Here is a 12,436-nt window from a genome sequence, read left to right on the forward strand (position 1 = left end):
TCCTTATTTATATTTTCTTGATTCCGACAAGTAATATTTATACTTTTTGTTCTTTTTGCTAATTGGTCTTATTTTATTTCGAAGCTTTTTCTTTCCACCATGTTGTAGATACAAACGATGCTCTAACCCCCTTGCTTCAGCATAGGTTAAACCACTTTCTTCTTTTTTAAAGAAAGCATCACCGTGTTTCTTTTTATGTGCAGCTTTTCTTTTCTTAACATTTTTTGTTCTTCCTACATAAACGACCTTTTTACCTTTTCTTAATGTATATACAGAATGTGCACCTTTTAAAATTCGGCTTGCACCCTTAAATATCTTCCCTGGTCCAAAATTAGATGCTGCTGCTAAAGCTGCGCCTTTCCAGCCCTTGCCCGATTTATAAGCTTTGTATCCATCATATACCGCAAATCCTGCATTGACAACTAACCATACCCAATGGCCGTCTGGGTCTACATTCATGACTGGGTTGTTGTTTCCATAGGTATATCCGTTTTGATCTAGTGCATCTCCATCGCTTCCTGGGTCTGGGTCAAGTGATAGGAATACGCCATTTTTTGGTTCATAGTAGCGGGCGATTAGATAGTAAAGTCCTGTTTCTTCGTCGAAGCGGTAACCAGCATAGCGATATGGGTTTCCTTTTACTTCTTCATTTTCTTTTACTTTTGTTGGAACGCCCCATGTATCGTATTCGTACTCAGCAACGATTTTTCCTGCACTATTTGTGATGGCTATGACATCACCGTGTGCATTGTAGTGATAGAAATATTTGTTTCCATTTTGCGTGAATGCAAGGAGTTGTCCACTCTCACCGTATGTGTATGTTTTTGTGACTTCGTTGTCTCCATCTGTTTCGTATAAAACATTCAGACTATCACCATCATAAAAATAATTGGTGACTTTTCCATTCACTGTTTTTTGAATTCTATATCCACGCTCATCATATTTGTAAGTGACAAATGGCTTGTCTTCGCCTTTTTTCGTGATGGCCGTTATGTTATCTTCTGCATCCCATTCATAAAGGAATTGCCCGTCAGACGTTCGGTTGCCATTTTTGTCATAAGTTAAAGTCTCATCATTTACCTTTGTCAGTTGGTTCATGATGTTGAATGATGCGTTGATTGTTTTTTTAGTGCCATTTTTTTCAATCGTAACGGTTTTTCTGTTTCCAAACCCATCATATGTGTACTCAATGACCGTGCCTTCTGGATGAGTTTCTTTGATCAATTGATCTAATTTTCCATATTCATAACGAATCTTCCCATTGCTTCCTTGATCAATCGTTATTCTGTTTCCATTTTGATCATATTCGTAAGCTTCGTTTAAGATCGTTGCCCCTTGGCTTGTTCCAATGTGCAAATCATTAATTAAATTGCGCTCATCATAAGCAAAGCTAGCACCACTGCCGTTACCTGTAATAAAGGACTGAACATTTCCATTTTCATCATAATCAAACGAATACGTAGAACTCGAATCCTTCATCTGCGTCATTTGATCAAGCTTATTGTAACTGAATTGGTTCGTCCCTTTTTGATTTCCGTGTGTCCATTCAAAGGATTTCAGTTTATCTGAATCGGCTGGATACGTCCAAGTTTGACTGCTGCCACGCTCTGCTAACTTTGTGATGCGGTTTTGTTGGTCGAACGTTCTGTTTTTGGTTGTGTTTTGTTCTTTGTTGACAACCGTTGTTTCGTTTCCGTTTTTATCATAGCTAAAGTTATATTTTTCTGTTCCATTGTATGACTTGGATTTCACTCGGTCTGTTCCATCATACGTGAGAGACACTTCATGTCCATTAGCAGAAATGGTTTTGATTAAGTTGCTATTCGCATCATATTCACTTTTTAACACATTTCCTAAAGGATCAATGGTTTTCGTCAATTTGCCCATCAGGTCATATTCAAATTGATACGTCTGATCTGAATCAGCACGAATGGTTTTCGACCGTTCATTGCCCTCTTTATCGTAGGTTCTCACAATGGATGTCCCGTTAGATAAAGTGATTTTCTTCAGCTGGTCTGCCTGGTCGTATTCGAATGTTGTTTTTTCGCCTTTCGCATCTGTTTCTGAAAGCTTTTTGCCCGTTTCGTCGTAGGCAGATTGAGATGAGTAACCAAGCTCATCCTCTTCTTTAACAGCATAGTTCCCTTTCTCGTCGTAAGTAGTTTTCGTTAACAGACTACCTTCTACTAGACGGATATCATCAAACCAAACCGTTCCAATCGCGCTTTTTTGGAAAACAATCTGAACGTCGACTTTTTTCAATGGTTTTGTTTTTGGTATGACAACCGCCGCTCGGTTCCATTCTTGTGTACCGGTTGGGAATTTTGCATTAAACGTTCCTGTTGTGCCGTCTGTATACGTGACGGACGCTTGAAGTGAGTAATCATTTTCATTTGAGGCTTTGACATCTTCAGACTTAGACATCCCAGTCAAGGTGACATACACAGATTGATCATTCGCACTTTGTTCAATCGGGACAGATTGTTTATAGATGACATTCGCTTGAGATGAAGATGTTCTGGTCATTTTTAACGAAACGTCATCGTTAAAGCCTTCTTCATTATCTAATGAACCACCTGACCCACTCCAGCTTGTTGTTTTATCCGTAAAGGAATTATTTTTGACTGGATTATAACTTGATGAAACTTCGCCTTTTTCTAACTGAATTTCATCGAACCAGGCTTTTCCTTTTCCAGCCTTATCTCGATGATCCACTTCCATATAGATCACAGCTTTACCTGCATGAGATGGCGTCGTAAACGTGACTTGGCGTTTAGTCCAATCGTTTTTGCCTGATAATGTGCTGTAGCCGTTGCTGATCCATTGAATTCGTTTGTTGTTTGTATCTCTTAAATCAATGTTAAAAAATGCTCTTGCTTTCGTTAGCTCTGTCTTGATTTTTCCACTCAGTGTATACGTCGTATTTGGCTCTAGTGTCACTTCTTGAGTAGCAGAAGAATAGCCAAGTTCAGTTCCTTCAGTTGTCGATTGTGAACTGATCTCTAACACTCGACTGCCAGACAAAGCACCACTTTTTCCAGCTGTTTGCGCTAATTTCCCATCATCCTTAGATGCTGTAAGCTTCCAGCCAGTTAGCGTATCTTCAAAACTGCCATTTTTTAATATACTCGCACCTGCAGCAAGTTCTTTACTCGTTTGTACCAAATTCCCATACGAATCATAAATACTTGCTGAAGACATATTTCCACTTTGATCCGTTTCAGATACAGCATCTAATCCATCATAGGCGATATCTGTAATATCTCCTTCTGTATCTTTTACTTTAGTGACATCGTTGTTTTTGTTATACTCGTAGGTTTCTGTCCCGTAAGCATCTTTCGCTTGAATGACGTTGCCATTTTTGTCATACGAATAGCTTTCTGTAGCTTTTCCTTTTTCTACATCATTGGGATCAGTTTCTTCAACGATTTGATTTCCTTCATATTTGGTTTTGGTCGTAATCTTCAAACCTTCCGCATCATCTACAACTTGAATTGGATTGGCTGCTTCGTTATACGTATACTGTATTTTTCGACCATTTGGCTGCGTCAGCATGAGTGTCTTTTTAGACATATCATATGCATACTCAAAGGTTTCTTTTTTTGCATTGATCGCTTTGACTAAACGGTGATTTTCATATTGGTATTCTGTAAAAACAGGCTGATCTTCTGTGCTGTTTTGAGAGAATTGTTTAATCAATCTGCCTTCTTTGTCGTATTCATATGAGATACTCGTTCCATCTGAATCAATGACTTTTATTAGAAAGCCTGCATCATACTCATATGAAAGTTTTTTTCCTTTTGGTCCTTGAACCGAGGTGATATGACCATCTTCATCATATTCCATTGTTATTTTTCGGCCAGATGCATCTTCCATTGAAGTGAGCTGATTGTTTTCGTTATATTTGTATGTCGTTGTATTTTTATGTCCATCTACAATCTTGGTGATTTTCCCACCATTTTTACTAAAGTGTGCAAAGGTTTGATCCTTCGTTTTTAACATGTATTCATCTTTTGATTCCGTTAATTCAAGGAAAATACCTGTTGGTGGTTGATACGTACCATCTGCTTTTTTTGTAAAAATATGAGTTGTGGCATCCTCATCAAGATAGATGGCACCTTCTTTTGTTGGAGTGATACTAGTTTCTACATCTGCGTACCACCCTTGACCAAACAGATGGTCAGCTGCATCTAAACTGTTATACGTGCGACCAATTCCAAGTCCCGGTCCTCTTCCATCGATCGACATTTCTTCTTCACTGACAATCACATTACCAGTTGCACCATTCAGCTGGCCGTCTGGTATATCAATAATCGACCAGTAATCCTCTATTCCAAGGAATTCGGCACCTTCATGGAATGTCGGGTTAAAGGCTGGTGTCGGAATGGTTTCTCCATTTGCATCGTATGCGGAAAGGGTAAAGGAGTAGTTCTTGCGTCCTTTATAATTTCCATTCGCATTTTCATAAACTGGTGATGGGTCTAGCGCTAATTCCCCGCCTTTACCATCTGTATGAAGCACATATTTCCCACTTGTAACTTCAGTAGGAGTCGGCCAAATGTTCTTATTTTGTGTTGTCCAATGATCGACATCACCAACATCAAATGATTGATATGCCTTACCATTATAGATGTTAATTTTATATCCTTTTGCATTTTTTACTTTGTCCCAATGTAAATTGATATAACCTGTTTGGCTCTCTTTCGTATTCGTATAAGCATATCCAGATAAAGCTTTTGGTCTAGATAGATCAGGTAAAGTTGGTCCAGATGGCGGTGAAGCAATAGCTTCTCCATCTTTATTGTAGGCGATCACTCTGAAGGAATAATGTTTTTGAGCCGCATCTCCTCCAGCATTTTTATAAGTCGCACCAGGATGAATTGGAAGCTCAGCCCCTTTTCCATCTTGGAGGTGCAATGCAAATTTACCTGCTTTAATCTCAGCAGCTGTTGGCCATACTTTTTTTCCTTTTGTTGACCATGATGTTTGATTACCGAGATCCAATGTCTCATAGCTTTTCCCATTAAACATTTGTATTTTATAACCGGTCGCACCGGAAACTGAAGTCCAAGAAAGATCAAAGTAACCTGTTGCGTTATTATTATTGAATCCTTTTGTACTAGGTGCTTTCGCTCTAGCCACATTCGGCACGACAGGTTTTACTTTTGCTGACATTGCGCCTTCACCTTGGTCGAAAATCGCACTTACAGCTACCCAATAATTTTTGCTTGTCGCATAATTACCACCTGAGTTTTTGTAAACCGGGGAAGGATCAACTGCTAATTCTGTCCCCCCTTTTCCATCTAAATGAAGTTTATATTTCTTAGCTGCAATCTCGCTTGCTGTCGGCCAAATATTCTTTCCTTTTGTACTCCATGATGCTACATTCCCAACTGAAATGGCTTCATATTCTTTTCCGTTGTATAGCCACACTTTGTAACCTTTTGCGCCAGACACCTTTTTCCAACTTAAGTTTAAGTAACCTGTCCCATTTCCATTACTAAAACCTTTTACAGTTGGTGCATTTGCTTGTGGAATGGTATATGTGACTTCAATGACTGGTTTTTTGGTTGAGTTTGTTGATGAGATTATTTTTTTCCAATGGTCTTGTCCATTTCCATTAGCATGTAATTTAAAGCCGTAGTTAGCTGTTCCACTATTCCAAGCTTTGATGGTCGATGTCACATCATAACTCGCCCATTGTCCTTTATATACGTTGGCCTTACCGATGTTTTTAGAACTTGGTTTATTGTTCCATGTTAGCTTTGTATGATCATAGTTGGCATTCACTGTATCAAGCCAAAGACCAGTTGCTTTCGTCCCGTAATATGAATGAGCAACATACGTTTTGAGCGTCGCTTTTGTTACATTCATATTTTGAATCGGTTTGAATGAATTAAACTTCATGAACGCGTAGTTTGTACCAGTTGTTTTATCATAATAACCGGTTTTCAGGACATAACTTTTCAGATTAGCATCCCATTTTTGCGTAGATGTTGAATAGTTTGTTGTTGGGTATGCACTCATAATGAATGTGTCTGATGAAACAGATAAAGAAGTCGATGGATCGATAGACACAGGATAAACTCGTTCAGGATCCTTAAGCCATTTCTCATCAGCAGTTACACGAAGTAAATAGCCATCATCTTCTTTTTGCAATTCAAAGCTCACATCTTCTGATCGAGCCACTTCGCCTGACTTTTCATCTAGATTTGAATCGGTCATAAACGGTTTTGGAACTTGAAAAATGGTCTGTTTTTTCTGATCAAAAAATCTAATAGAACCATCTTCCTCAATTTCTCCAGTTAGATCTGTCTTTATTTTAAATGTAAAAGAATTGTAGCCATCATATCGTTTGAGTACAATATCTTCTTTGATATTTTCATTAAAAGTAAATGATCGTAAATCAATATGTGGAAATACCTCTTCGTATGTAAGTTCGTTGGTGTTTTCTTTAAATTGTGCAGAGGTATCTTTGGAACGAATTTCTGATTTGTTTGTTCCTGAAGCTTTTAAAATTGAAAATTCAATTTGATGCTTCTTGTGTTCGAATGTAGCATAAAGCCCTTGCTTCATTTGTTTTTGAAAGGTTGAATCTAACCTTGCATTTTCCGTTTCTATTTCTTTTTTCGAAGTTGCTTTTAACTCTGGAGAGATGTCCTCCCACTCAGCATCTGGTGACTCTTTTATATGAATGGGGTCAGGATATACTTCTTGCGTAAATACTCCCTCTCCTTCATAGAAAAGTTTGCTATTGGCTGTTCTTTCCGAAAGAACTTCTCCGTCTTTACCAATTTCAGCTTCATCAATCCCTGCTATTTCAAGGGTTTTTGAATCGTCTGTTTCTGGCATGCTGTTATGACTTGATTTTGTATTTTCTACATGTTCTTCTGCAAAAATGTCAGAAGGTAACATTGATATAAGCATCACAAAGGCTAGAAGCGCTGCAATATTTCTTTTCCAATTTACTTTTCTTTTTAGGTTCATATTAATCTCCTTATCATATATTTGTAACATTTGTAACAATACGTCATATATCATAATATATTTAAGATAACGTTTCAATATTTTTCTAAAAATATATCATCCTTTCAAACTAACCCAAGTATCATCTTTTTATCAATATATCCCCAAATTCACTCATAAAAAAAGCACCCTAAACGGATGCTTCTACCAAATGATATTTTTTCAAAATACGATAGGTGATTTCTTTTGCTTCTAGTCCGGTGCCTTCTATATTTGTGGCGAAGATGTAGGTTTTGTTTTCATGTTTGATGAAGCCTGCGTACCAGCCTATGCCTGATCCGGAGCCTGTTTTTCCGTATAGCGTGGTGTGTTTCTCTTCTTCTTGTATCATCATTCGTTTGACGGTTCTCATAACCGATAGGTCAAATGGGAGACTTTCTTCATATAACTGTTTTAGGAAATGGACTTGTTCTACTGGAGAAATGCGCAACGTACTGCTTAGCCAAAATTGATCGATTCCGCCAGATATGTCTTGATTCCCATAATGAATGGCTTTTATCCAATGGGCCATGCGCTCTTCCCCGATGTCACGTGCCATAGCTTGATAATACCAGACGACTGAATCTCTCATGCCAGAGCCCAGTGTATGGTCCTTATTCCAATTATCAATCTCTCTTTTTACTCCGTCCCAATATTTAATGTCGTATTCATCTTTAACTGCACCTGTTTGAAGTCCGATTAAGGCATTTGCTATTTTAAACGTTGATTGAGGTGCAAAGCGCTTGTTCGCTCTTTTTTTGTTATACACCCATGGTGATTTTTCTTTTACTTCTTGAATCACAAATGTGCCTTCCCGATCTTTCATAAATTCATCGACGGACCATTTTGGAGATGTTCCTTCACTTGATGCAGGCTTGCTCATACAAAGTGCTACAAGCATCGCGCCAGCAATCAGCCATTTCATCTTCTTTTTTTGCAAACAATCACCCTCTTTGCTCATGATTGCAATCGATTGTAGCATGCTGGCTGATCAGAAATAAGAGCCGCTCGTCCTCTTTTTCAATAAAAAAAGCCGGTTTTATCCGGCTTTCTGTTTATTGTATGCTCAATTTTTTCTCTTCTATCGCTTGCTTTGCAATTTTCGAAATCGTCATATCGTCCATTGGTGGGTTATGAAGGCCAGCACGAATGTCTCGATAGTAACGTTGAAGCGGGCAGCTAAGGCTTAAGCTTTTTGCACCGACTAAACGCATGGCTTTATCGACCACTTGCAGACTATGATTGACGACTGTATGCTTCACAGCACCGAATTCATTGATTAACAGCTCTCTTTTCTCTGGCTGCTCATACAATGTTGTCGTTGAATAGATGACATGGCGTGCTTGCTTTAGTAGTAAATCAATTTCGCCAATCAGTGTTTGGACATTTGGCAGTTCGCTAATCGTTCCGCTAATACTGTTCGGTGAATGGGTGATGGCATATTGAACAGCATAGTCTCTTGCCGCTTGCGCAATCCCTAAATAACAGGAAGGGATATGTGCGATCCAAGGGTTTAACGTACCCCCCCGAGGTCCTTTCTGCACTTCAACCAACATGTCATCTGGGACTTCCACTTGATCTAGAATTAAATCATGGCTCTCCGTTCCTCTCATGCCAACAACATCCCACGTTTCTTCTATAGAAACACCTTTTGTATCACGGTGAATTAAGAAGAAGCCCATCGCTTCTTTTTCTTCGATCCATACACCGACAAGAAAATATGTGAGTGCTGGTGACATCGTTGTGAATGTTTTCCTGCCACTGATCACCCATTGATCTCCTGATCTCGTTGCAGTTGTTCCAGGTTTGCCTCCTCTTGTTGGACTCCCTGTCTGCGCCTCACTGACGGCCCGGTTCACAAGAGCCCCATTTTTGATTTCTTCAGCAAAAAATTGCAGCTGCTTCTCATTCCATAGTTTCTTTTCATAAATTTCACCAACAACTCCTTGGTGCCAACCGATCGATAAGGCAGTTGCTCCATCCATACTTCCTAGTGTTTCTTGAAAAAGGACCATATCCTTTACAGATTGACCCCCGCCCCCGTACTCAACAGGCAGAGACAACGTTGTATAGCCCAGTTCTACTAATGATTCGATATTCTGTTTAGGAAAATAGGCACCCTCATCATGTTCTTTTGCAGACTGTTCGATCGTTTCACGAAGGGATTCTAGTTGATTCAGCCAATTTTTTTGAAAATCTGTATCGACAAATAATGCTTTAGACAAAACGTATCCAACTCCTCTGTTTCTCGCAATCTATCATATCCGATTTATCCAATAGGTATTATTAAAACACACTTTACTTATAGGATTTAATGTGTTAAATTTTATCAATATTAAGTACATATGTCAAAGGAACGTGATGCTTTTATGATTTCTGCTATTAATCTACATAAATCCTATGGGTCAACTCATGTGTTAAAAGGAATTGATTTCACCGTACAAGAAGGTGAAGTGGTCGCCATTATTGGACCGAGCGGATCAGGAAAAACAACCCTTCTCCGCAGTTTAAACAGCCTTGATATCCCAGACAAAGGAACGCTGACAGTTGGAGAAGCCACGATTCAATTTGAACAATATCGAAAAAAAGATCTTCTAAAACTCAGACAGCAATCGTCTATGGTGTTTCAGCATTATCACTTGTTTCAAAATAAACGAGCACTTGAAAACATCACAGAAGGATTGATTGTGTCTCAAAACATGTCTAAAAAAGAGGCGGAAAAAATCGGAGAGCAATTGTTAACGCGAATTGGGCTGCTTCATAAAAAAGATGCGTTTCCAAGTGAATTATCCGGCGGTCAACAGCAGCGGATTGGGATTGCTCGTGCTCTTGCCATGAATCCTGCGGTGCTTTTGTTTGATGAACCAACGTCCGCACTAGACCCAGAGATGGTCGGAGAAATCCTTGAAATGATGAAAGATATTGCGAGCCAAGGCATGACGATGGTCATTGTGACGCATGAAATCTCGTTTGCAAAAGATGTAGCGGATACAGTGATCTTTATGGCAGATGGGGAAATCGTTGAAAAAGGCTCACCAGAAGACGTCCTGATGAAGCCTCAGCATGAACGGACGAAACAATTTTTATCAAGAATTCATCGCGGGATGTGGCAAGGATTGGAGGAAGACAGATGAAGCGCAAGACTTTATTCACCGCCGCTAGTATCCTTCTGTTTCTCCTCTCTCTCATTGGCTGCAGCAGTGTGAAAACGACAACAGATGATGGCAGACAAATTGTCAAAGTCGCACTAAGCGCAGAAGTCAATCCGCCTTTTTTAGCCACAAATGACCGCAACGAACCGATTGGCTATAACATCGATTATTTAAATGAAGTCGAGAAACGTTTGCCACACATTCATTTTGATTATATCTTCGGCGAGGAAGAATCCAATTTAATTGGGATCGGCGCTGGGAAATTTGAAATGGCGGCTAATTGGTTTTTTAGTAATCCTGAACGTGAAAAACGCTTTCTTTATCCTAAGGTTCCATACGGCTATTCGATGACAGGTTTAATTGTGAATGAATCAGAGCAAGATATTCAATCTCTAGACGATATGACATCAAAAAAGCTCGCTCCCGTCAGTCCTAGCGGCGGCCTTCGTTCCATATTAAATCAATATAATGAAGAAAATGATCGGAAAATTCCGCTCACGACCATTGAAAGCCCTTCAAACGAACTCAATTTAAAACGAGTCGAAAGTGGACGGTCCGATGCGGCTTTTATGAATATTTCGACCTTTGATACGATTCAAAAACATCTTCACCTGAAAGTCAAAGTGGGCGGCATTGTCTCAAAGGAACCTATTTATCTTGTCTTACAGCCTAGTCAAAAGAAACTAGCATCACAATTGGACCGAGTGACACAAGAGATGATAGAAGACGGAACATTACCTGACCTTGCGAAGAAATGGTTTGGCGTTGATTTCTTTCAAGATATTGACTATATATCAGAGCAAGGCTATCAATATGAAGAAAGGAAGGAAGTGCCATGACGTTTACAGCTGGAGATTGGTTAAGAATCTTTTTACAGGTGGTTGATCGCCTGCCACTCACATTTCTGATGATTGTGGTGTCATTGTTTTTTGCCATCATCATCGGATTGCTGTTTGCTTGCATTCGAATCAAACAAATTCCAGTGCTGAAACAATTGGCGGTCATTTATTTGTCATTTACACGAAGTACACCGCTCATTGTTCAGTTATTCCTCATTTATTTTGGCCTGCCTCAGCTTTTACTCATGGCGGGAATTCAAATCAATCATTGGGATCGTGTGTTATTTGTGATGATCACATTCTCGTTACATACGGGCGCTTATTTATCTGAAGTCTTTCGCAGTGCATATTCCTCTGTTGGGAAAGATCAGCTTGAAGCAGCTTACATTGTTGGGATGACAGATACGCAGGCATTAATGAGGATCATTATTCCGCAAGCCTTTCTCATTGCACTTCCGAACCTCGGAAATTACACCATTGATCTCGTGAAAGATACCGCCATTGCATTTACAATCGGACTCATTGATATGATGGGACAGGTCAAAATCATACTAGGTAATAACTACGGGATAGGGATGTTTGAAGTGTACGTCATCATTGCAATTGTGTATTGGCTGATTTGCATCAGTATTGAACTGATCACGATGCTACTGGAAAGAAAATTTGTGAAAGGCCGCACCAGCCTGTCACGCTAAGGAGGCGATTTGATGCAAACCATTGATATATCATTTGCGATTGACCAAATACCACATATTCTAAAAGGCGTTCCCTTTACCTTATTGATTGCACTTGTTTCTATGGCTGTGAGCCTTTTGATTGGATCTATTTTTGCTTTCATTCGCCTCTTTCGTATCCCTGTGCTCCGCCAGCTGGTCACGCTCTATGTCTCATTTTTTAGAGGAACACCTCTCATTGTTCAGTTGTTTGCTTTCTTTTATGGCATTCCATTTGTTCTGACCAAAATGAATAGCACTTTTGGGTTGACCTTTCACCCGGATATGGTCTCCCCGCTTACCGTTGCCCTTATCACCTTCAGCCTGCATTCAGCCGCACATTTAACAGAAGTGGTCCGCAGCGCACTCCTTGCGGTAGACAGAGGGCAGCTTGAAGCGGCGAAAATCGTTGGCATGACCACCAGACAGGCGATGATGCGCATTATTTTACCGCAAGCGTTTGTGGTTGCCCTGCCAAACCTAGGGAATCAGCTCATTCAGCTGTTAAAAGCCACATCCCTTTCGTTTACAATTGGTGTACTGGAAATCATGGGGATCTCTCGCATCATTGCAAATGACGGCTACAAATTTTTAGAAACGTATCTCGTCTCTGCTTTGATCTATTGGATGCTTAGTATTTTCTTAGAACTCGCTTTTGCTTTGTTAGAGAAACGAGTCAGCGTGTACGGAAAATCTCTTGGACGTTAAAAAAGTCGATCAGGCACAA

The 12,436-nt window shown here is 39.7% G+C and carries 7 protein-coding genes; 4 read left to right on the top strand and 3 right to left on the bottom strand.

Annotated elements, in window-relative coordinates; translation table 11 throughout:
• Window positions 1–3: 3 nt before the first annotated feature.
• The 3 genes from NST01_RS12085 to NST01_RS12095 form a co-directional block, all read right to left on the bottom strand.
• Window positions 4–6,852: a DNRLRE domain-containing protein gene (locus NST01_RS12085; RefSeq protein WP_411801840.1), complete on the bottom strand. Its 6,849-nt coding sequence runs from the start codon at window positions 6,850–6,852 to the stop codon at window positions 4–6.
• Window positions 6,853–7,156: 304 nt separating this feature from the next.
• On the bottom strand, window positions 7,157–7,945 hold the full coding sequence (gene blaBPU / locus NST01_RS12090; RefSeq protein ID WP_081114540.1) for a BPU family class D beta-lactamase: 789 nt from the start codon (window positions 7,943–7,945) through the stop codon (window positions 7,157–7,159).
• A 115-nt stretch (window positions 7,946–8,060) separates the two neighbouring features.
• Window positions 8,061–9,230, bottom strand: coding sequence for an acyl-CoA dehydrogenase family protein (locus NST01_RS12095; protein WP_136944780.1), 1,170 nt, complete (start codon window positions 9,228–9,230; stop codon window positions 8,061–8,063).
• 144 nt (window positions 9,231–9,374) lie between these two features.
• Between NST01_RS12095 and NST01_RS12100 the strand changes: the two genes are divergently transcribed.
• From NST01_RS12100 to NST01_RS12115, 4 genes are read left to right on the top strand one after another with little or no spacing between them, the layout of a single operon-like run.
• Window positions 9,375–10,139, top strand: coding sequence for an amino acid ABC transporter ATP-binding protein (locus tag NST01_RS12100; protein WP_034646521.1), 765 nt, complete (start codon window positions 9,375–9,377; stop codon window positions 10,137–10,139).
• Complete coding sequence (locus tag NST01_RS12105; protein ID WP_125589849.1) at window positions 10,136–10,996, top strand: amino acid ABC transporter substrate-binding protein; 861 nt, start codon at window positions 10,136–10,138, stop codon at window positions 10,994–10,996. Before NST01_RS12100 ends, NST01_RS12105 begins: the two co-directional genes overlap by 4 nt.
• Window positions 10,993–11,691: an amino acid ABC transporter permease gene (locus NST01_RS12110; protein WP_008342617.1), complete on the top strand. Its 699-nt coding sequence runs from the start codon at window positions 10,993–10,995 to the stop codon at window positions 11,689–11,691. Before NST01_RS12105 ends, NST01_RS12110 begins: the two co-directional genes overlap by 4 nt.
• 12 nt (window positions 11,692–11,703) lie before the next feature.
• Complete coding sequence (locus NST01_RS12115; RefSeq protein ID WP_255835830.1) at window positions 11,704–12,417, top strand: amino acid ABC transporter permease; 714 nt, start codon at window positions 11,704–11,706, stop codon at window positions 12,415–12,417.
• Window positions 12,418–12,436: the final 19 nt, after the last annotated feature.

It is taken from the genome of Bacillus sp. FSL R7-0166, assembly GCF_038008935.1.
GTDB classification, from domain to species: domain Bacteria; phylum Bacillota; class Bacilli; order Bacillales; family Bacillaceae; genus Bacillus; species Bacillus altitudinis.

What these genes read in the sequence shown, in the direction of transcription:
- NST01_RS12085 (WP_411801840.1), bottom strand. Translation starts at nt 6,852, where the DNA reads ATGCCAGAAACAGACGATTCAAAAACCCTTGAAATAGCAGGGATTGAT.
- NST01_RS12100 (WP_034646521.1), top strand. Translation starts at nt 9,375, where the DNA reads ATGATTTCTGCTATTAATCTACATAAATCCTATGGGTCAACTCATGTG.
- NST01_RS12105 (WP_125589849.1), top strand. Translation starts at nt 10,136, where the DNA reads ATGAAGCGCAAGACTTTATTCACCGCCGCTAGTATCCTTCTGTTTCTC.
- NST01_RS12110 (WP_008342617.1), top strand. Translation starts at nt 10,993, where the DNA reads ATGACGTTTACAGCTGGAGATTGGTTAAGAATCTTTTTACAGGTGGTT.
- NST01_RS12115 (WP_255835830.1), top strand. Translation starts at nt 11,704, where the DNA reads ATGCAAACCATTGATATATCATTTGCGATTGACCAAATACCACATATT.